19 protein-coding genes are annotated in these 19,918 nt (G+C 67.3%); 11 read left to right on the forward strand and 8 right to left on the reverse strand.

The annotated features are described in order from the left end of the window. Positions 1-181: 181 nt before the first annotated feature. Positions 182-592 (forward strand): hypothetical protein, encoded by a 411-nt coding sequence (locus ASE48_RS03600; RefSeq protein ID WP_057165668.1) that lies wholly within the window; start codon positions 182-184, stop codon positions 590-592. Positions 593-669: 77 nt separating this feature from the next. Then, a complete protein-coding gene (locus tag ASE48_RS03605) occupies positions 670-2,145 on the forward strand; it encodes a potassium transporter (protein WP_057165669.1) in 1,476 nt (491 codons plus the stop codon). On the opposite strand, the gene coaA is transcribed toward ASE48_RS03605, so the two are convergent. Continuing rightward, positions 2,117-3,049 (reverse strand): type I pantothenate kinase, encoded by a 933-nt coding sequence (gene coaA, locus ASE48_RS03610; protein ID WP_057165670.1) that lies wholly within the window; start codon positions 3,047-3,049, stop codon positions 2,117-2,119. The genes ASE48_RS03605 and coaA overlap by 29 nt on opposite strands. Positions 3,050-3,080: 31 nt before the next feature. Here coaA and ASE48_RS03615 point away from each other — a divergent pair, with 31 nt between their 5' ends. The 6 genes from ASE48_RS03615 to ASE48_RS03640 all read left to right on the forward strand — a co-directional run bounded on the left by ASE48_RS03615 (position 3,081) and on the right by ASE48_RS03640 (position 9,646). Then, the gene (locus ASE48_RS03615) at positions 3,081-4,295 is read left to right on the forward strand and encodes a DUF885 domain-containing protein (protein ID WP_235570760.1); all 1,215 of its coding nucleotides are present in this window, start codon (positions 3,081-3,083) and stop codon (positions 4,293-4,295) included. Between the two features lie 50 nt (positions 4,296-4,345). Then, positions 4,346-5,800 carry a glycine hydroxymethyltransferase gene (locus ASE48_RS03620; protein WP_057165671.1) on the forward strand — a complete coding sequence of 485 codons (1,455 nt, stop codon included), beginning with the start codon at positions 4,346-4,348 and terminating at the stop codon, positions 5,798-5,800. A 54-nt stretch (positions 5,801-5,854) separates the two neighbouring features. Next, positions 5,855-6,685 (forward strand): acyl-ACP desaturase, encoded by an 831-nt coding sequence (locus ASE48_RS03625; protein ID WP_057165672.1) that lies wholly within the window; start codon positions 5,855-5,857, stop codon positions 6,683-6,685. A 199-nt stretch (positions 6,686-6,884) separates the two neighbouring features. Then, positions 6,885-8,198, forward strand: coding sequence for a PhoH family protein (locus ASE48_RS03630; protein WP_057165673.1), 1,314 nt, complete (start codon positions 6,885-6,887; stop codon positions 8,196-8,198). Positions 8,199-8,274: 76 nt separating this feature from the next. Then, the gene (locus ASE48_RS03635; protein ID WP_057165674.1) at positions 8,275-9,135 is read left to right on the forward strand and encodes a polysaccharide deacetylase family protein; all 861 of its coding nucleotides are present in this window, start codon (positions 8,275-8,277) and stop codon (positions 9,133-9,135) included. 37 nt (positions 9,136-9,172) lie between these two features. Further along, positions 9,173-9,646: a PRC-barrel domain-containing protein gene (locus ASE48_RS03640; RefSeq protein WP_057165675.1), complete on the forward strand. Its 474-nt coding sequence runs from the start codon at positions 9,173-9,175 to the stop codon at positions 9,644-9,646. Here ASE48_RS03640 and ASE48_RS03645 read toward each other — a convergent pair. From ASE48_RS03645 to glpX, 3 genes are all read right to left on the reverse strand, one after another. Continuing rightward, positions 9,643-10,065 (reverse strand): nuclear transport factor 2 family protein, encoded by a 423-nt coding sequence (locus ASE48_RS03645; RefSeq protein WP_057165676.1) that lies wholly within the window; start codon positions 10,063-10,065, stop codon positions 9,643-9,645. The genes ASE48_RS03640 and ASE48_RS03645 overlap by 4 nt on opposite strands. Positions 10,066-10,150: 85 nt before the next feature. After that, the gene (locus ASE48_RS03650; protein ID WP_057165677.1) at positions 10,151-11,557 is read right to left on the reverse strand and encodes a class II fumarate hydratase; all 1,407 of its coding nucleotides are present in this window, start codon (positions 11,555-11,557) and stop codon (positions 10,151-10,153) included. 30 nt (positions 11,558-11,587) lie between these two features. After that, the gene (gene glpX / locus ASE48_RS03655) at positions 11,588-12,616 is read right to left on the reverse strand and encodes a class II fructose-bisphosphatase (RefSeq protein WP_057165678.1); all 1,029 of its coding nucleotides are present in this window, start codon (positions 12,614-12,616) and stop codon (positions 11,588-11,590) included. Positions 12,617-12,671: 55 nt separating this feature from the next. Here glpX and ASE48_RS03660 point away from each other — a divergent pair, with 55 nt between their 5' ends. After that, positions 12,672-13,316 (forward strand): DUF4245 domain-containing protein, encoded by a 645-nt coding sequence (locus tag ASE48_RS03660; RefSeq protein ID WP_057165679.1) that lies wholly within the window; start codon positions 12,672-12,674, stop codon positions 13,314-13,316. On the opposite strand, the gene ASE48_RS03665 is transcribed toward ASE48_RS03660, so the two are convergent. The 4 genes from ASE48_RS03665 to ASE48_RS03680 are packed head-to-tail and all read right to left on the reverse strand — an operon-like array spanning position 13,313 to position 17,643. Beyond that, positions 13,313-14,518 (reverse strand): AI-2E family transporter, encoded by a 1,206-nt coding sequence (locus ASE48_RS03665; protein WP_057165680.1) that lies wholly within the window; start codon positions 14,516-14,518, stop codon positions 13,313-13,315. The genes ASE48_RS03660 and ASE48_RS03665 overlap by 4 nt on opposite strands. Before the next feature lie 21 nt (positions 14,519-14,539). Then, positions 14,540-15,337, reverse strand: coding sequence for an SDR family NAD(P)-dependent oxidoreductase (locus ASE48_RS03670; protein ID WP_057165681.1), 798 nt, complete (start codon positions 15,335-15,337; stop codon positions 14,540-14,542). Then, positions 15,334-16,401, reverse strand: coding sequence for an NAD-dependent epimerase/dehydratase family protein (locus ASE48_RS03675; RefSeq protein WP_057165682.1), 1,068 nt, complete (start codon positions 16,399-16,401; stop codon positions 15,334-15,336). The genes ASE48_RS03670 and ASE48_RS03675 overlap by 4 nt, the downstream gene beginning before the upstream one ends. A gap of 60 nt (positions 16,402-16,461) precedes the next feature. After that, positions 16,462-17,643 carry a cytochrome P450 gene (locus ASE48_RS03680; protein WP_057165683.1) on the reverse strand — a complete coding sequence of 394 codons (1,182 nt, stop codon included), beginning with the start codon at positions 17,641-17,643 and terminating at the stop codon, positions 16,462-16,464. 165 nt (positions 17,644-17,808) lie between these two features. On the opposite strand from ASE48_RS03680, the gene ASE48_RS03685 reads away from it, so the two are divergent. Together ASE48_RS03685 and ASE48_RS03690 are read left to right on the forward strand one after the other, a co-directional pair. Then, a complete protein-coding gene (locus tag ASE48_RS03685; protein WP_057165684.1) occupies positions 17,809-18,363 on the forward strand; it encodes a TetR/AcrR family transcriptional regulator in 555 nt (184 codons plus the stop codon). Between the two features lie 195 nt (positions 18,364-18,558). After that, on the forward strand, positions 18,559-19,917 hold the full coding sequence (locus ASE48_RS03690; RefSeq protein ID WP_162264179.1) for a PE-PPE domain-containing protein: 1,359 nt from the start codon (positions 18,559-18,561) through the stop codon (positions 19,915-19,917). Position 19,918: the final 1 nt, after the last annotated feature.

Raw genomic sequence — 19,918 nt, forward strand, 5'->3', positions numbered from 1 at the left:
CAGCATCCGGCGTCGAACTGGCAGCGCGTCGGAGGGCAGGGTCGAAGGGGTCAGAAGCTCTTCCGGCCAACCGGCGCGGGACGTCCCGCGCATCCGGGGTGCAGGTGCCCGGGTGTCGAGGCACGCGGTGGCGTCCCGCACCGGTCAAGAAACTCATCGACAGCATGTGAAAGGAAGATCCATGTCCGCCATCACCGTCCCCGCCGTATCAACCCGTCCCGACGCATTCCTGCGCCTGGCCATGCGCGCCGACGCGGTCATCGTCGGCGTCATCGGCGTCGCCCTGCTGGCCGGCGCCCAAGCGGCCGCCGACATCACCGGTCTGCCCGTCGCCGTCGAACACGGCGTCGGTGTCTTCTCGGTGGTCTACGGCGTCGTCGTGCTCGCGCTGGCCGCGCTGGACCGGGTGCGCCCCGGCGGTATCGCCACCGTCATCGCCAATCTGGTGTGCACCGTCATCGCCGCCGCAGTGATCCTCACCGGCATGTTCCCGCTGACCGGTGTCGGCATCGCGGCAGTGGTGGTGACCGGCCTGTACACCCTGGTGATGGCCGAGTTGCAGTACGTCGGTCTGCGCCGCCTGGTCGCCTAGGAAAACCGAGTAGCCCGGTACTCAAGACGGCGCGGCGGAACGGGTTCACAGTAAAAGGCACGTCCGAGGAGGCTGCCGTGGTCGCTACTGAATCCTGCGATGTCTGCATCGTCGGTGCCGGGCTCACCGGTATCAACGCCCTGTTCGTCGCGAGTCGCTATCTGCGGCCCGATCAGAAGGTGATCCTGCTGGATCGCCGAAAGCGCACCGGCGGTATGTGGGTGGACGTCTACCCGTACGTGCGCCTGCACCAACCGCACGGAATGTTCACCGCCGGGAACATCCCGTGGACGCTGGACCGGGATCCCGGATATCTGGCCACCAAAGACGAGGTACTCGATCACTTCGAGCACTGCATCGACCAGATCGGGCAGCGGGTACAGGTCGACCAACGGTACGGCTGGTCATTTCTGTCCGACACCGCGGGACCAGATGGGGGAGTCCGCATCACGTGCCGGTCCGACACCGGCGAGGAACGCGTGATCGAGACGACACGTCTCATCAAGGCCTACGGGTTCGGTCTCAACCCCAATGAGCCACTGTCGGTTTCCAGCGACAGCGTCAGGTCGGTATCGCCGGACTACTGCGATGTGCGATCGGGCGAGATCGCCGGCAGCGACAAACCGGTATGGATCATCGGCAGTGGTAAGACCGCGATGGACACCGCGCACGCGCTCATCACCCGCTTCCCGGCCCGTGAGGTGAACCTGGTGGCCGGGTCGGGGACATTTTTCACCAACCGTGACCAGTTCTTTCCCGCCGGTGCGCGGCGGTGGTGGGGCGGGAAACTCGTCAGCGGTCTCGGGTCGGAGTTCGGCCGGCGGTTCGACGGCAGCAACGAGGCCGAGGTGGCGCAGTGGTACCGGCAGACCCACGGCACCTGCCCGACACCGCAAGCCGGGAATTTCATGCTCGGCGTCTTGTCCGAGGCTGAATGCCGCACTGTCGCAGCCGGTGTCAACGAGGTCGTGATGGACCACCTCGTCGACGTGGTGGATCGAGACGGCGCCGTCGAGCTGGTGTTGCGCAACGGCACGAGGCCGATCCAACCTGGCAGCTGGCTGGTGAACTGCACCGGCTACCTCGCGGTCGACGAAATGCCCTACGAGCCGTACACGTCGGCCGACGGCTCGGTGCTGTCGATCAACACCCGCTCGGCCACCATGCATCTCACCTCCTACGCCGGTTATTTCATGACACATCTGATGTTCCAGGACAAGCTGAACAGTGCGGCGCTCTACGAGCTGGATCTCTACGAGCTGCAGAAGCGATGCAAGCCCGCTCTGGCGTTCGCGATGTTCACCCTGGTTCAGCACAACCTCAGCGTGATCGCCGACGAGTTGCCCGCCAAGGTGTTCAGCGAGTGTGGGCTGGACTTCGACCGGTGGTATCCGTGGCACCGGCGCACCGCTGCCGGGCTGAGATTCCTGCGGACCCATCGAGCGCAGCGCGAGCAGTTCCGCCGGACCCTGGACACCCTGCAGAAACGGCTCGGCATCCGCTGTGGACCGCTGGAATCTGAGGTCAGAGCTTCCGAAGTCGCAGCCGGTTGATGGAGTGATCGGAGTCCTTGCGCAGCACCAGGGTGGCGCGTGGCCGGGTCGGCAGGATGTTCTCGATCAGGTTGGGACGGTTGATCGAATGCCAGATGTCGCGAGCGGCGAACACCGCCTGATCATCGGTGAGCGTCGAGTAGTGGTGGAAGTGTGACGCCGGGTTGGCGAACGCGCCGGCCCGCATCGACAGGAACCGGGAGATGTACCACTGCTCGATGTCCTCGACCCGCGCGTCGACATAGAGCGAGAAGTCGAACAGGTCCGAGACCATCAGCGCCGGACCGGTTTGCAGCACATTGAGACCCTCGAGGATGAGGATGTCTGGCTGCCGGATCAACTGCTGTTCGCCCGGCACGATGTCGTAGATCAGGTGCGAATACACCGGCGCACAAGCCTTGTCGGCGCCCGATTTCACCGCGGTGACGAAGCGCATCAAGGCCCGGCGATCGTAGCTCTCCGGGAAACCCTTGCGGTGCATGATATTCCGGCGTAGCAGCTCAGCGTTGGGGTAGAGGAAACCGTCGGTGGTCACCAGATCGACGCGCGGGTGGTGCTCCCAGCGTCCCAGCAGTGCCTTGAGCACGCGTGCGGTGGTCGACTTACCGACGGCCACGCTGCCGGCGACGCCGATGACGAAGGGCACCGGCCGGTCGTTGTGCTGCTCACCGAGGAACTCCGCGGTGGCGGCGAACAGCCGCTGGTGGGCGGCGACCTGCAGGTGGATCAACCGGGCCAGCGGCAGGTAGACCTCTTCGACCTCCAAGAGGTCGATCTGCTCACCCAGACCGCGCAGGCCGGTCAACTCGGATTCGTTCAGTGCGAGCGGCGTCGCCATACGCAGGGAGCGCCATTGGGTCCGGTCGAACTCCACATATGGGCTCGGCTCGCTGGGCCGCGGCATATCGCCAGTCTTGCATCTAACGTTGACTGCTATGAACGCCGGTATGGATTCGGGCACGCTGATTCGTGATTACCTGCTGCTGGGCTTGCGGTTCGACCGGATCGAGGAGGGCTATGTCGACTCCTTCACCGGTGACCCGGCGCTGCGCCGCCAGGTCGCCGACGAACCCACCCCGGATCCGGCTGACCTGGCCCGTCAGGCCCAGCGGCTGTGGGCCGAGGTGCCGCGCACCGAGGGCCTCGACGAGCAGCGCGCCGGCTACCTGGCCGCGCACCTGAAGGCACTGGCCTGCGCCGGACGCAAGTTCGCCGGCGAGGACGTCGGGTTCGTCGAGGAGGTCCGCGAGTACTTCGACGTCGACATCGCCAAGGGCGACCCGGATCGCTACCGAGACGCCCACACCAAACTCGACGAGGCGCTCGGCGGCAGCGGTCCGCTGGCGGGGCGGTTACAGGCGTACCGCGCCGGCGAGGAGATCCCGCCGGACCGCCTCGAGGAGTGCATCCACGCGTTCTCCTCGGCGCTGCGAGACACCGTGCGCGCCACCTACCCGCTGCCCGAGAGCGAGACGATCACCTACGAGGTCGTCACCGACAAGCCGTGGTCGGGCTTCAACTACTACCTCGGCGACTACAAGTCCACCGTCGCGGTCAACGCCGACCTCAAACAGCAGATGTCGAACCTGCCGCGACTGGTCGCCCACGAGTCCTACCCCGGTCACCACACCGAACACTGCCGCAAGGAGGCCGGGCTGGTGGCCGGTCTGCAGCAGGACGAGCAGACCATCTTCCTGGTCAACACCCCGCAGTGCCTGATGGCCGAGGGACTGGCCGATCTGGCGCTCTATGCCGTCCAGGGCCCATCATGGGGTGGCTGGGCCGCCGAGATCTATGCCGACCTGGGCCTGCGGTTCGACGGGGACCGCTCGGCCGCCATCTCCGAGGCCGCCGCGGCGCTGGCCGACGTGCGCCAGGACGCGGCACTGATGCTGCACGACGAGCACCGCGACATCGACGACGTCGCGGCCTACCTGAGCCGATGGCTGCTGGTCAGCGACGACCGGGCCCGGCAGATGCTGCGCTTCCTGTCCTCGCCGCTGTGGCGCGCCTACACCAGCACCTATGTCGAGGGGTACCGGCTGCTGCGGGCGTGGATCGACAACCGGCCCGCCGGGGTGTCGCTGACCGAACGGTTCGGCAGGCTGCTCGACGAGCCACTGATCCCGTCCAGCCTGCGGGCGGCCTGACCGGGTCGGTAGGTTTCGGCGACGGCCACCACGGCGTTTAGGCTGGAGGCATGACTGCCGACTCGTCGTTGACCGCTCCGGGTGTTGAGTACGCCGCCACCGCCAGCGAGGCCTACCGGGCCGCGCTGCAGGTGATCGAGTCGGTGGAGCCCCGTATCGCCGCCGCGACCCGCAAAGAGCTTGCCGATCAGCGTGATTCGCTCAAGCTGATCGCCAGTGAGAACTATGCGTCGCCGGCCGTGCTGTTGACCATGGGCACCTGGTTCTCCGACAAGTACGCCGAGGGCACCGTCGGGCACCGTTTCTACGCGGCCTGCCAGAACGTCGACACCGTCGAGGCGCTCGCCGCCGAGCACGCCCGCGAACTGTTCGGCGCCCCGTACGCCTACGCGCAGCCGCACTCCGGGATCGACGCCAACCTGGTCGCCTACTGGGCCATTCTGGCCACCCGCATCGAAGCCCCGGGGCTCGCGGAACTCGGCGCCAAGCACGTCAACGATCTGTCCGAACAGGACTGGGAGAAGCTGCGCGCCAAGCTGGGCAACCAGCGACTGCTCGGCATGTCCCTGGAAACCGGCGGCCACCTCACCCACGGCTTCCGACCCAACGTGTCCGGCAAGATGTTCCATCAGCGCAGCTACGGCACCGACCCGGAGACCGGCCTGATCGACTACGCCGCCGTCGCCGCCGCGGCCCGCGAGTTCAAGCCGCTGATCCTGGTGGCCGGTTATTCGGCCTACCCGCGCCGGGTCAACTTCGCCACGATGCGCGAGATCGCCGACGAGGTCGGCGCCACCCTGCTGGTCGACATGGCCCACTTCGCCGGCCTGGTGGCCGGCAAGGTGTTCACCGGTGACGAGGATCCGGTGCCGCACGCGCACGTCACCACCACCACCACGCACAAGTCGCTGCGCGGACCGCGTGGCGGCCTGGTGCTGGCCACCGAGGAGTACGCGCCCGCCGTCGACAAGGGCTGCCCGATGGTGCTCGGCGGACCGCTCTCGCATGTGATGGCGGCCAAGGCCGTGGCGCTGGCGGAGGCCCGCCAGCCGGCGTTCCGCGAGTACGCGCAGGCTGTGGCCGACAATGCCAAGGCGCTGGCCGACGGCTTCCTCAAGCGGGGCGCACGACTGGTCACCGGCGGCACCGACAACCACCTGGTGCTGCTGGACGTCACCTCGTTCGGGCTGACCGGCCGGCAAGCCGAGTCGGCGCTCCTGGACGCCGGCGTCGTCACCAACCGCAACTCCATCCCGGCCGACCCGAACGGTGCCTGGTACACCAGCGGCATCCGGTTCGGCACCCCGGCGCTGACCACCCGCGGCTTCGGCGCCGCCGAGTTCGACCGGGTGGCCGAACTCGTCGTCGAGGTGCTCAAGAACACCGAGCCTCAGGGGACTTCCAAGGCCAAGTACACGCTCGTGGACTCCACCGCGGACTGGGTGAAGTCCGCGTCGGCGGAGATCCTGGCGGCCAACCCGCTGTACCCGGGACTCACTCTCTAACACGCCGGGTGGCGGATTTTAAGAAACGTGTGAATGCGGGTTACAGTTACTTTTATGGCTGAGAAACCCGTTGCCAACGCGCTGATCCTTGAGCTCGAGCCGGTCGTGGCGGAGAACCTGTCACGGCACCTCGCCTCCGAGGAGCCCTGGTACGGCCACGACTACGTGCCGTTCGACCAGGGGGAGAACTTCGCCTTCCTGGGCGGCAAGGACTGGGATCCGTCACAGGTGACACTGCCCAAGCCGGTCACCGACGCCTGCGAGATCCTGCTCATCACCAAGGACAACCTCGCCGCGCACCATCGCGAGATCGTCGAGCACTTCATCCTCGAGGAAAAGTGGGGCCGCTGGATCGGCCGCTGGACCGCTGAGGAGCATCTGCACGCCATCGCGCTGCGCAACTACCTGGTGGTCACCCGCGAGATCGACCCCTCGGCCAACGAGGACGTCCGCGTCGAGCACGTCATGAAGGGCTACCGGGCCGACCGGTTCAGCCAGATCGAGACCCTGGTCTTCATGACCTTCTTCGAGCGCGAGCACGCGGTGTTCACCCGCAACCTGCAGGCGCAGGTCGAAGAGCCGACGCTGTCCGGCCTGATCGGCCGGATCGCCGCCGACGAGGAACGCCACGAGGAGTTCTTCGGAAACCTGGTCGCGCACTGCCTGGCCACCGACACCCGCGCCGAGACCGTGAGCGCCATCGCCCGCCGCGCCGCCGAGCTCGACGTGCTCGGCGGGGACATCGAGGCCTACGCCGACAAGCGCGCCACCGTCGCCGAGGCCGGCATCTTCGACGAGGCCGCCCGACGTGCTGTTATCGCCGACCGGATCGCCGCGTGGGGCGTCGCCGAGGAACCAGAGTTACGAGAGTTCACCGGCGCGTAACCTGTTGTGCCGGTAGGCCCGGCGCGCCTGCCGAGCGCACCCGGTGGACCGGGAGTAGCGTCGATTCCGATGGCTAGCGAATTGCTTTGCTGTCCGGGCGGTACCGATCTTCCAGCGAGAACGGGACCGGCCCCGGTCCTCGGTACCGCGGTGCCCGCCGAAATGCTTCCGCGGGGCCGCGGAGGTCTAGGAGCGCCTCGTGACCGATTCGCCGATCCGGACCTACGTGCTCGACACCTCCGTGCTGCTGTCCGATCCCTGGGCATGCACACGGTTCGCCGAGCATGAGGTGGTCGTCCCTCTCGTGGTTATCAGCGAGTTGGAGGCCAAACGGCACCATCACGAACTTGGCTGGTTCGCCCGCCAGGCTCTACGTCTTTTCGACGATCTGCGATTGGAACACGGGCGGCTCGATCAGCCCATTCCCGTCGGTAAACACGGCGGTGTGCTGCACATCGAGCTGAACCACAGCGACCCCACGGTGCTGCCGGTCGGCTTCCGCACCGACACCAACGATGCGCGCATCCTGACCTGTGCGGCCAACCTGGCCGCCGAGGGCAAGCACGTCACGCTGGTGAGCAAGGACATCCCGCTGCGCGTGAAGGCGGGAGCGGTCGGTCTGGATGCCGACGAGTACCACGCCCAGGATGTCGTCACCTCCGGCTGGACGGGCATGACCGAGCTCGACGCGGCCCCCGAGGAGATCGACGCCCTGTTCGCCGAGGGCGACCTCGACCTGGCGGCGGCCCGAGATCTGCCCTGCCACACCGGGGTTCGGCTGCTCGGCGGCAACTCCTCGGCGCTGGGCAGGGTGAACGCCGACAAGCGGGTGCAGCTGGTCCGTGGTGATCGCGAGGTGTTCGGCCTCCGGGGAAGGTCAGCCGAACAACGCGTCGCCCTCGATCTGCTGCTCGACGAATCCGTCGGCATCGTGTCGCTCGGCGGCAAGGCCGGCACCGGAAAGTCGGCGCTGGCGCTGTGCGCAGGTCTGGAGGCGGTGCTGGAACGCCGCACCCAGCGCAAGGTGGTCGTCTTCCGGCCGCTGTACGCGGTCGGCGGCCAGGATCTGGGCTACCTGCCCGGCAGCGAGAGCGAGAAGATGGGCCCGTGGGCGCAGGCTGTCTTCGACACGCTGGAGGGACTGGCCAGCCCGGCGGTGCTGGAGGAGGTGCTCTCCCGCGGAATGCTGGAAGTGTTGCCGCTCACCCACATTCGCGGTCGTTCGCTGCATGATTCGTTCGTGATCGTCGACGAGGCGCAGTCGTTGGAACGCAACGTGCTGCTGACGGTGCTGTCCCGGCTGGGGTCGGGTTCGCGGGTGGTGCTCACCCACGATGTCGCCCAGCGGGACAACCTGCGCGTCGGCCGCCACGACGGTGTCGCCGCCGTCATCGAGAAGCTGAAGGGACACCCGTTGTTCGCCCACATCACGCTGATGCGCAGCGAGCGGTCCCCGATCGCGGCGCTGGTCACCGAAATGCTGGAGGAGATCACCCCGGACGCCCTGCCCTGAGGCGGGACTTCGGCGTGATCGGTTGCGGTGAGCGCAGCCGATCACGCCGAAATCGGCGGGCCGGTAGGCTGCCAGCGTGAAACGGGCCTGGTTGTGGACGGTGGCGGGGGTCGTCGCCGCGGTGCTGATCGTCGTTGCCGGCACGCTGAGCGGGCACATCCGCCGCGCGGACGCCGACACCGTCGACTGCGCCGTGCAGAAATGCGTGGCGCTGACCTTCGACGACGGACCCAGCCCCTACACGGACCGGCTGCTGAAGGTCCTGGCCGACAACGACGCCAAGGCCACGTTCTTCCTGATCGGTAACAAGGTGGCCGCCGACCCGGCCGGTGCGCGCCGCATCGCCGAGGCCGGGATGGAGATCGGCAGCCACACCTGGGAACACCCCAACATGACGGCCATCCCCGCCGAGGACGTCCCGGCCCAGTTCAGCAAGGCCAACGAGGCGATCCTTGCCGCGACGGGGCAGCGTCCGGCTCTGGTGCGCACCGCGGGCGGACTGACCAACGACCAGGTGCTCGCCGAGGCCGGTAAGCAGGGCCTGGCAGACATCAACTGGGACGTCATCCCGTTCGACTGGGCCAACGACGCCAACCTCAATGCCAGCCGGCAGATCCTGATGAGCCAGATCAAGCCGGGTTCGGTGGTGCTGCTGCACGACACCTACTCGTCGACGGTCGATCTGGCCTACCAGTTCATCCCGGTACTGAAGGCCAACGGCTACCACCTGGTCACCGTCAGCCAGCTGCTCGGCCCGCGTGCCCCGGGCAGCCTCTACGGCAGCCGCGAAAACGGCCCGCCCGCAAACGATCTGCACGACGTCCCGGCAGATCTGATCCCGGCGCTGCCCGCCACGCCGTCGCCTCCGCCGATGCCGAACTTCCCGATCACCGACATCCCGGACGCCAACTCCGGCGGGCCCAACAACGGCGCGTGATGTTTGTCGCCGCCGCCTGGCGGCTACCCCCTCGTCCATGACGAGTCTGGTGGATCAATACGTCGGCGCCACCGCGTACGACGTTTCGGGCAACAAGATCGGCAAGATTCACAAACTGTTCGTCGACGGGCGCAGCCGGGAACCCAGGTGGGCCGAGGTGCACACCGGCCTGTTCCGGACGTCTCAGGCGCTCATTCCGCTGACCGGCTCGCGCCAGGAGGGCCGTGCGGTCACTCTCACCGTCAGCAAGGCGGCTGTCAAGGATGCGCCGACGGTGCAGGTCGGTGAGGGCATCACGGTCGACGACGCCGACCGGCTGTCCCGGCACTACCGGCTCGACGAACCGCAACCCGAGGCCCCGGACCCGCCGGCGCCGCATTCCACCGCACTGGACATCGCCTCGGCGGCGGCCGGTATGGGTGGCACCGCGGTGAACACCGCGGCGTGGAATCCGCCCGAGCCTGCCGAAAACCAGCACCCAGACCTCGAGGAGCCGGAACCGACCCGTTAGCCGAGCGTCGATCCGGGTGCGTAGCCCTCGGTGATCACCCGGCGGTGCCCGAACCGCCAGCCGTCGGGCCCCGGCACCACCACGTCCCGGTAGGTACCCCAGTGGTCCAGTCCGCGGGTGCCGATGAACTGGAAGCACGCGTAGGTCTTCGCGCTGCCATCCGGGCGTGGCTCGACGTAGATCGAGCTGAGGTGGTGGCGGGCGGGCAGAAAGTCGGCGTCGGCGAAACGCTGTGCGGTGTCACGGAACATCCGCAGGATCGCGTCGGGACCGGTGTACTGCTCTGCGCCGATCTGCAGGATGCCGTCCGGGGCGAACAGCTCGGCCAACTGCTCGACCTTGCCGGTATCGGCCAGATACTGGTACGTGGTCATCAGGTCACTGACACCGACCCGGACCCTCAGTTCGTCATCGTTCACGGGCAACCTTTCTTGCCGAGCAGACGCGAATGGCCCCCAAAACAGCTGTTTTGGGGGCCATTCGCGTCTGCTCGCGGGTAGCTATCTATTCGCCCGGCTTGACCTTCGCCATCGCCAGCACGTCGAGTCGCTTGTCCAGCTCGGCCTCGGACAGCTTGTCGCCGATCAGGCCGCGGTCGATCACCGTCTGGCGGATGGTCTTGCGCTCCTTGAGGGCTTCCTTGGCGACCTTGGCGGCCTCCTCGTAGCCGATCGCCGAGTTCAGCGGCGTCACGATGGACGGCGACGACTCGGCCAGCTCACGCAGGTGCGCCTCGTTGGCGACCAGACCGTCAATACACTTGCTCGCGAACAGCTTCGAGACGTTGGCCAGCAGAGTGAACGACTCCAGCACGTTGCGCGCCATCATCGGGATGTAGACGTTGAGCTCGAATGCACCGGACAGCCCGCCCACGGTGACCGCGGCGTCGTTGCCGATGACCTGCGCGGCCACCTGGGTGACCGCTTCGGGCAGCACCGGATTGACCTTGCCCGGCATGATCGAGCTGCCCGGCTGCAGATCCGGAAGCTGCAGCTCGCCCAGACCCGTCAACGGACCCGAGCCCATCCAGCGCACGTCATTGGCGATCTTGGTCAGCGACACCGCGATGGTCTTCAACGCACCGGATGCCTCGACCAGCCCGTCGCGGGCGGCCTGGGCTTCGAAAGAGTCGGTGGCGGTGCGCAATTCGGCCAGGCCGGTCTGATCCACCAGCACGTCGACCACCTTGGCGCCGAAGCCGTCGGGGGCGTTGAGGCCGGTGCCGACGGCGGTGCCGCCGATGGCCAGCTCACCCAGTCGCGGCAGCGTCGCCTTCACCCGCTCGATACCGGCCTCGATCTGGCGGGCGTAGCCGCCGAACTCCTGGCCCAGCGTCACCGGCACGGCGTCCATCAGGTGGGTGCGGCCGGACTTGACGGTGGTGCGCCACTGCCGCGCCTTGACGGTCAACGACTCGTGCAGGACCTCCAGCGCCGGGATCAGGTGGCGCACAGCGGCTTCGGTCGCCGCGATGTGGGTGGCGGTGGGGAAGGTGTCGTTCGAGCTCTGCGACATGTTGACATCGTCGTTGGGGTGGATCGTGACGCCGTTGGCCGCCGCTATGGACGCGATGACCTCATTGGCGTTCATGTTCGAGCTGGTGCCCGAACCGGTCTGGAAGACGTCGATGGGGAACTGGTCGTCGTGCAGGCCGTCGGCGATCTCGGCGGCGGCGGCGATGATGGCGTCGGCCTTGTCGGCGGCCAGCAGTCCGAGGTCCTTGTTCACCTGGGCGCAGGCGCCCTTCAACAGGCCCATCGCGCGGATCTGGGTGCGCTCGAGCGGGCGGAACGAGATCGGGAAGTTCTCCACTGCCCGCTGGGTCTGGGCGCGCCACAGGGCGTTGACCGGAACCCGGACCTCACCCATGGTGTCGTGCTCGATCCGGTACTCGACGTCGCTGTCGGTCATCTGGGTCCTTTTCGTGGGTCGCTTATGCGGTCAGGGGAGAGGATGTGCTGCGGACAGGTCCCCGGTGAAGTCCACCGAGGAGTACTCGTTGAGCTTGGACAGCCGGTGGTAGGCCTCGATCATCCGGACGGTGCCGGACTTGGACCGCATCACGATCGACTGGGTGGTGGCGCCGCCGCCGGAGTACTGGACGCCCTTGAGCAGGTCGCCGTCGGTGACACCGGTGGCGGAGAAGAAGACGTTCTCGCCGGAGACCAGATCCTCGGTGAGCAGCACCCGGTCCAGGTCGTAGCCGCGGTCGATGGCCTTCTGCTTCTCGTCATCGTCGGTGGGGGCCAGCACGGCCTGGATGGCGCCGCCCATACAGCGGATGGCGGCGGCGGCGATGATGCCCTCCGGGGTGCCACCGATACCGGCGAGCAGGTCGGTGCCGGAACCGGGGCGGCACGCGGCGATGGCACCGGCGACGTCGCCGTCGGAGATCAGCCGGATGCGGGCGCCGGCCTCGCGGACGTCGGCGATCAGCTGGGCGTGGCGCGGCCGGTCCAGGATGCAGACGGTCAGGTCGGCGACGCTGGACTTCTTGACCTTGGCGACCCGCTTGATGTTCTCGGCGATCGGCGCGGTGATGTCGAGGACGTCGGCGGCGTCCGGGCCGACGGCGATCTTGTGCATGTAGTAGACCGCCGACGGATCGAACATGGCGCCGCGCTCGGCGACCGCGAGCACCGAGATGGCGTTCGGCATGCCCTTGCTCATCAGGGTGGTGCCATCGACGGGGTCGACGGCGAAATCGCAGTCGGGTCCGTCGCCGTTGCCGACCTCTTCGCCGTTGTAGAGCATCGGGGCGTTGTCCTTCTCGCCCTCCCCGATGACCACGACGCCGCGCATCGAGACGGAGTTCACCAGCTCGCGCATGGCATCGACGGCGGCGCCGTCGCCGCCCTCCTTGTCACCGCGACCGACCCAACGGCCCGCGGCCATGGCTCCGGCTTCGGTGACTCGCACGAGTTCGAGGGCGAGGTTGCGGTCTGGGGCTTCCCGGCGCGAAGGCGTCATGGGCCAGATTGTCCCATTAGCGGGTCGAAGTTCGGGAACTGGGATACTGGCTGTCATGAGCACCCCGGAACCGAAGCCCGACGCACCGGTGATGGTGCCGGTTCCCCGGCCCGCCAAGGACCGTCTCCTGCAGGACGGCCGCGACATGTTCTGGTCGATGGCGCCGTTGGTGCTGATCTGCATCGTGCTGGCCGGCGTGCTGGGCATGTGCTCGTTCGCGCCCAGCGGCCCCGGCCAGGGCGACATCCCGCAGTTCGACGCCCCGGCGGCGCTGGCGGCCGATGCCGAGGTGCTGAAGTTCCCGGTCAGGCTGCCGGAACTGCCCGAGGGCTGGCAGCCCAATTCCGGGTCCCGCGGGGGTATCGACGGTGGCCGCACCGACCCGGCGACGGGTCAGCCGGTCCGCGCGGTGACATCGCGGGTCGGCTACATCGCGCCGAGCAAGATGTATCTGAGCCTCACGCAGAGCAACGCCGATGAGGCCCGGCTGGTCGGGTACCTGGATCCCGAGGCGGTGCCCACCGGGGTGCAGGACGTCGACGGGGTGAACTGGGTCGTCTACGAACCAGGTGAGGGCGAGCCCATCTGGACCACGCGGCTGCCGGACTCGGCGCAGCTCGCGATCACCGGAGCCGGATCAGCCGGCGATTTCCGCACGCTGGCCAAGGCCGTGCAGACGCAGACCCCGCTGCCCGCCTAGTCGGTCTTGTCGGCCGCAGGCTCGGTCGCAGCTGGTACCGGTTGCGGGGTGTGGCGACGGGCGCGGGCCCGGGCGATGAGTTGTCTCAGCTTGCTGGGTTCATCGGGTTCGTCTTCCAGGGCCTCGGTACCCATGTCCATCGGGACACCCTTGTAGACCCACAGGTAGACGCTGATCGTGGTGACGATGACGATCATCACCACCGGGCCGATCACGATGCCGAGGAAGCCGAACATGCTGATCCCGGCGAACACCGACAGCAGCATCAGCGCGGAGTCGAGCTTGGCCTCCTTGGGCACCAGGATCGGGCGCAGCACATTGTCGATGTTGGTGACCACGATGAGGTGGAAGACGATGACGAAGATGCCGCCGATGACATTGCCGAACAGCGCCAGCCCGATGCCGAACGGGATGGTGACGATGCCGCCGCCGAGAGGGATCACCGACAGCGCCGACAACAGGATCGCGAAGATGAAGAACCCGTCGTGGAAACCGGCGATGTAGATCGAGATGGCGCCGGCGATGCCCTGGGCCAGTGCGATGACGAACTGCCCGCGCACGGTGCCGCGGACCATGGCCGCCATCTTGGCCAGGTACAGGTCGGTGGCCTCCTCGCCCAGCGGGTTGAGCCGGCGGATCAGCATCCGCAGGTCATCGCCGTTGACCAACATCGAGATGAACACGTACAGGAAGATGATGGCGGCGGTCAGCCCGCCGAACAGCCCGCCGGCCGCGCCCTGCAGGAACGTCAGACCCCATTCGCCGGCCCGCTGGGCGAACGTCACCACCCAGTGCTGCAATTGATCGGGGGTGATGTCGGTGCTCTTCAGGAACGGCACCCGGTCGAGCAGCCCGTTGACCACCCGCAGGGATCGGTCCCCGAGGGTGCTCAGATCGGTCTGGCCCACCCAGTCGGCGACGCTGCGCACCATGTTGGTGATCTGGACGACACCGATGGCCACCGCACCGCTGATCGGGATGATCACGATGGCCAGGGCCGCGAACAGGGTCAGGGTGGCCGACAGCCCGGAGCTGAACCGCTTGCGCAGCCGCTCGTAGAGCGGGTCGAACAGGTAGGCCACCACCGCCGCTACGACGATCAGGATGAAGAAGCCGCGCAGGAAGTAGGCGCCGAACAGGATCGCGATGACGGTCGCGATCGCCAGAGCCCGCTTCTGGCTGAGGGTGAACTCCGTTTTCACGGCTCTATTTGACAGGTTCGGTCACTGTTGCGCGAGCTTCATGATGTGCCCGAGCAGATCCGGGTACCGCTTCATGTGCGATCCACCGTTCAGATCGAGCACCTCACCGGTCAGCCAGGACGCCTTCGTGAGGAACACGACGGCCTCGGCGATGTCCTCGGGAGTGCCTGCCCGGCCCAGCGGCGTGTTCTCCACGTACTCCTCGACGACGCCGGGCACCAGGGCCGCGCCCTCGGTCAGCGGGGTGTGCACGAAGCCGGGGGCGACGGCGTTGACCCGGATTCCGCGCGGCGCCAACTCCAGTGCTGCGACCTGGGTGAGCATCGACAGTCCGGCCTTGGCGGAGCAGTAGGCGCTCATACCCGCGGCGGGCTGACGGCCGTTCAGGGAGGAGATGGAAACCAGTGCGCCGCCGTCGTTCAGATGCCGGCCGGCGTATTTGGCGACGATGAACGCACCGTTGAGGCAGACGTCGATGACCGCCCGGAAGTCCTCGACGGCGAGGTCGACGATGAGCCCGATGTTGGAGAAGCCGGCACAGCTCACCACCGCATCCACGACACCGACGCCATCGAAAAGCCTTGCCACCGAAGCTTCGTCGACGACATCGACCGCGGCACCCGAGTGCGGGGCACCGAGTTCGGCGGCCCGGGCCTGCGCTCCGTCGACGTTGCGGTCGGCCACGACGACGCGGTAACCCTCGGCGGCCAGCGCCTGCGCGGAGGCCCAGCCGATACCGGAGGCCCCGCCGATCACCACGGCTACTTTGCCCGTCGCCCCGGAAGCCGGTTTTCCCGCCACCGAACCTGCCTCCGTCATGCGTGAACCTCCGGTCGTGGGTCGCCCCATTTGTCGGCGATCGCCTTCCACGGGTCCGCATAGCGCAGGCCCGTGCCGTGATATGCCGTTCGCCGCTTGAGGATCTGCTTGGCCAGCGGCGCGACGACGCGCAGCAGGGGTCGCTTGATGCCGGCGTTCTCTGCGGTCTCGATCAACATGTCGGGCCACGAATAATGCTGGAAGCCAAGAACTTCCTGGGCCCTGGTGGTGTCCATCCAGTCGGTGTTGAACCAGCTGTCGTCGTTCTTCGGGTCGCCCTTGAGCCCGGTGGGCAGTCCGCCCACCAGCCCCAGGGCGGCGGCCATCGCGGGGGCCACGTCGCCCTGCAACAAGCGGTGGGTGGCGTCGTCACCGCCGATCAGCAACGTCTCACCCAGTGCGTCGGCGGTGGTGGCCGCCGCGAAGGCGCTCGCCACGTCGCGCACGTCGACGGTCTGCAGCCGGCCGTCGGTGGGCAGCATGCCCTCGAAGTAGAAGTTGTCGATCTTCATGTACGAGCCGGGGTTGGCGGTCAGCACTCCACCCAGCCGCAGGATGACCCAGTCCAACGCGGAGGTCCGCACGATCTTCTCGGCCTTGACCTTGTGGTCGCCGTAGATGTCGGCGGGGTTGACCGGGGTGTCCGCGGTGAGCACGCCCTCGACCGTGTGCGGGTTCCGGGAGCCGTAGACGGCAATGCTGGAAGCAAGCACGAACCGTGGTGGCGTGGACAGTTTTTCGGAAGCGCGCACCAGGCTGGCGGTGGCATCGACGTTGACGCGTTCCGCGAGCCCGCGGCGCTGGTAGATGAACGGCGGAATGATCGCCGCGAGATGGATGATCGACGCCGGCGCCACTTCGTCGACGAGCCCGCCGACCGCGGTGGGGTCGGTGAGATCGGCCCAGCGCACCGTGACGCCGACCGGCAGGGACTCGGCCGCCTTCCGGTTGGCCGGGACGTCCAGGTCGGTGGCGATCACGCGCCGTCCGTCGGCGGCGAGGCGGTGCACGGTTGCCGAACCGACCAGCCCGAAGGCTCCGGTCACCAACACGGTTTCGGTCATCGGAACTCCATCAGCCGGGGGCGGAACGTCTGTCACAGTAGCGAACGGAGCCTCCGTTGCTTAGTACATCTTCAGATCCAACCGAGCGGGTCGGCGAACAAGCACGCTGGGCAGCCATTCCGGCTCTCGCGGGGCCTGCACCCAGGTGGTGTGTTCCAGGAGGCTGCCGAGGACGACGCGTGCTTCCATGCGGGCCAGTGCGGCGCCGACACAGAAGTGCAGCCCCTTCCCGAATCCCAGGTGGGTCCGCGCGGCGCTGCGGTCGATCCGGAACTCGTTGGGGGACTCGAACTGTCGCGGGTCACGATTGGCCGCACCCCACAGCAGTAGTAGGCGCTGGCCGGCTCGCAGTTCCGTCCCGGCAAGGGTGCAGTCCTTCGCGATGTGTCGGTAGTGGCCGCGGAACGGTGATTCGTAGCGCAATACCTCGTTGATGAAGGCGTCCAGCGTCTCGGGCCGGTCGCGAAGCTGACGCTGCACATCGGGCCGGGTGCCCAGCAGCCACGCCGCACTGCCCAGCAATGAGGCCGTCGACTCGGCGCCCGCGGCGACGAGCTGGATCAGGATGAAGCCCGCGGTGGTCGGATCCAGGCCGGGGGTCGTGGCCAGCCTGCCCATCAGGTTGTCTCCGGGATGCGTTGCCGCGGTGTCGAATCGATCGATCAGATAGGCGCCCAGCTCCAACGCGGCCAGTGCCGCTGCTTCCAGCTGGTCGGCTTCGACCAGTCCGTCCATGAGTTGGGTGCTGGCGTAAGCCCGCCGCACCAGGTCATCGACATCCGCATCGGGTAGTCCAAGCAGATGAGCGACCACCATCATGGGTAACCGGTTGGCGACCGATGACATCCACTCCAGGTCGCCGGCGGTCCACAGTTCGTCGAAGGCACCACTGATCACCGGTTGCAGTGACGGCAGCCGTTTGGCGGCGAGCTCGAGCAACACCGGTTTGCGGTGGGCCGCGTGGACAGGATCATCGGCGGTGGCAAGCACGTGGGACACGCCGCCGAGACCCTCCATCTGGAACGGCGAGACGGTGCCGTCCGGCCGGTACACCATGGTGGCGGTGAGGTTCGACGAGAAGTCCTCCGGGCGGGCAGTCGCCTCGACGACGGTGTCCCAGGTCGATACCACGAAGAAGTCGCTGTCACCGACCTGCTGCACGGGGTCGGCGCGCAGCCGATCGTAGAGCGGATACGGGTCGGTCAGGGCGGACTGTGAGAAAAAGTCCTGCGCGGCAATCACTTTGCCAGCATCGGGCGCGCGCCGGATGGCGTCAACAGGGTCGGACGAAGTCGATACTGGGCATCGCAGAACCGCCGTTGGGGTCGTCTCATGCGGTGCTGCTGACCTGCGACCACCGTGAGAAAGTGCAAGATATTCGTCTCAAGCTGAGATACTCACCTCGATATGTCTCCACGTGGTCAGGACTGGTTGGTGGGCGGTGACCGCCGCACGGTGGCGGCCGAACGCATCTACGCGGCTGCCGCCGACATGATGGCGCGCAGTGGCTTCGCCGATATCGACATCGACGACCTCGCCGCTGTCGTGCACTGCTCCCGGGCCACGGTGTACCGGCACGCAGGTACCAAGGCGCAGATCCGAGACGCCGTGCTGGCCCGGTCGGCGGCGAAGATCGTCGATACGGTCCGCGCGGCTGTCGCAGGCCGGACTGGATCCGACCGGGTGCAGACGGCGATCTTCGTTGCTCTCGACGAGATACGTGCCGACCCGTTGGCGGCGACGGTGGTCGGGGCACCAGGTGCGCGATCGCTCACGGCGTCGGACGCGGTGATGGGTTTTGCCGCCGAATTCGCCGGCATCGCCGATGACGATCCGGAGGCTGCGGGATGGATCGTGCGGGTGGTGCTGGCACTGCTGTTCTGGCCGGTGTCCGATGCTGCGACCGAAAAGCGTTTCGTGCGACGGTTTGTGGCGCCGGCGTTCGGTGAGTCGTCGACCTGAGCGGCTGCGTTGTCATCCGTTCGGATGAATGTGGTCCCTGCGTGCTGGCCTGATGGTCAAAATTGACGGAAATTATAATTTCTCGCTGCGCCCTCTTTGCTGATGACGTAGTTTCACGCTATCTGCAGTCATCAGTGACATGGCGCAAACCCGTCAGCGGTTTGCCTGTTTCCGTCTGCAAGTAGGGGGATGGCCATGCTGCCACGTCGAGACACCGCACGCTGGCGTGGGACGCTCGCCGTACTGAGCGCAGCGGTGGTGCTGGTCGCCGCACCCTCGGCCTATGCCGGGCAGAGCCGCATCGGCATCAACGGCGCGCGCCCCAGCGATCTCCCAGGCGTTTCCGACGTCCTCGGTGATGCCGGTTTCACCCAGGACGGGTGGTTGCATCACGCCTCGAACGTCGGGAGCAATTGGCTGCCCGGTATGACACCGGTGCCGCTGAACTATCCGGCGCAGCTGGGGCCGCTGTGGGGTACCGCCGCGTTGTCGGGCGACCGGTCGCTGGCCGCGGGCCAGGCCGCGCTGCACACCGCGATTCTGGCGGAACTGGCAAAGGGCAACACGGTTTCGGTCGCCGGGCTGAGCCTGGGCACCATGGTCATCGACCGGGAGATCGCCCATCTGCAAGGACTTTCGGAGTCCGAGGCACCTCCCAGGGGGAGCGTCACCTTCTACGTCTTCGGCGGCGAGTCCCGCGGCTTCGGGCAGATGTACGCGCGGGGCGTGACCGTTCCGCTCATCGGTGTCACGTTCCACACCGTGCCGGACAGTCGCTACGACACGGTGGTGGTGTACGGGCAGTGGGACGGCTGGGCGGCTCCGCCGGACCGCCCGTGGAACGCACTCGCCGTCATCAACGCCGTCATGGGCGCGCTGTACACGGTCAACGGGTCCAATGATCATTCCCGGGCCGCGATGAGTGACCTGGATGATGCGGTACTGGTATCGGATGTCACCAATACGCTCGGCGGACGCGTCACGACCTACATGATCCCGGAGGCGAGCCTGCCCATCACCCGCCCGTTGCGCCAACTCGGCGTGCCCGGTGCGATCGTGGACCGACTCAACGAGTTGTTGCTCCCGTGGATCAGGGCGGGTTACTCGGGCCTGACCCCGGGGCTGGGGCTGCGTTTCGACAACGGCCGCTTACTGTGGACGGCACCACCGGCGCCGGCGATAGCGGCGCCGGTTACGGGACCGTCGGCGCTGATGACGGCCGACACCAACGATTCACGTGCCGACCGCCCGACACCTCTGCGGGAAAGTTTCGACGTGGCATCGCAGGATGTTCCGGACGTGCCGCGAGCCGAGGACGACGATCTGATCGAGGATGATCCGCCGACAGAGCAGTCGTTCCGGCGGGAGCTGGCCGATCTCGACGACACTCCCAGGGAAGATTCGGGGTCCGTCGGCGATCTGGACGAGCCCACGTCGCCGGCATCACCCAAGAATGACGTCGATGCCGAGACGGCGGAAGACGTCGAGAATCAGCAGGATTCGCCAGTTGCCGACGAGAAGCCGGCGGATCCTCCCGCCGACGCCGCGGCGTAGG

The organism is Mycobacterium sp. Root265 (assembly GCF_001428895.1).
In the GTDB taxonomy this organism is placed as follows: Bacteria; Actinomycetota; Actinomycetes; order Mycobacteriales; family Mycobacteriaceae; genus Mycobacterium.

What these genes read in the sequence shown, in the direction of transcription:
- ASE48_RS03600 (WP_057165668.1), top strand. Translation starts at nt 182, where the DNA reads ATGTCCGCCATCACCGTCCCCGCCGTATCAACCCGTCCCGACGCATTC.
- coaA (WP_057165670.1), bottom strand. Translation starts at nt 3,049, where the DNA reads ATGCCGCGGCCCAGCGAGCCGAGCCCATATGTGGAGTTCGACCGGACC.
- ASE48_RS03615 (WP_235570760.1), top strand. Translation starts at nt 3,081, where the DNA reads ATGAACGCCGGTATGGATTCGGGCACGCTGATTCGTGATTACCTGCTG.
- ASE48_RS03620 (WP_057165671.1), top strand. Translation starts at nt 4,346, where the DNA reads ATGACTGCCGACTCGTCGTTGACCGCTCCGGGTGTTGAGTACGCCGCC.
- ASE48_RS03625 (WP_057165672.1), top strand. Translation starts at nt 5,855, where the DNA reads ATGGCTGAGAAACCCGTTGCCAACGCGCTGATCCTTGAGCTCGAGCCG.
- ASE48_RS03640 (WP_057165675.1), top strand. Translation starts at nt 9,173, where the DNA reads ATGACGAGTCTGGTGGATCAATACGTCGGCGCCACCGCGTACGACGTT.
- ASE48_RS03650 (WP_057165677.1), bottom strand. Translation starts at nt 11,557, where the DNA reads ATGACCGACAGCGACGTCGAGTACCGGATCGAGCACGACACCATGGGT.
- glpX (WP_057165678.1), bottom strand. Translation starts at nt 12,616, where the DNA reads ATGACGCCTTCGCGCCGGGAAGCCCCAGACCGCAACCTCGCCCTCGAA.
- ASE48_RS03660 (WP_057165679.1), top strand. Translation starts at nt 12,672, where the DNA reads ATGAGCACCCCGGAACCGAAGCCCGACGCACCGGTGATGGTGCCGGTT.
- ASE48_RS03670 (WP_057165681.1), bottom strand. Translation starts at nt 15,337, where the DNA reads ATGACGGAGGCAGGTTCGGTGGCGGGAAAACCGGCTTCCGGGGCGACG.
- ASE48_RS03675 (WP_057165682.1), bottom strand. Translation starts at nt 16,401, where the DNA reads ATGACCGAAACCGTGTTGGTGACCGGAGCCTTCGGGCTGGTCGGTTCG.
- ASE48_RS03685 (WP_057165684.1), top strand. Translation starts at nt 17,809, where the DNA reads ATGTCTCCACGTGGTCAGGACTGGTTGGTGGGCGGTGACCGCCGCACG.
- ASE48_RS03690 (WP_162264179.1), top strand. Translation starts at nt 18,559, where the DNA reads ATGCTGCCACGTCGAGACACCGCACGCTGGCGTGGGACGCTCGCCGTA.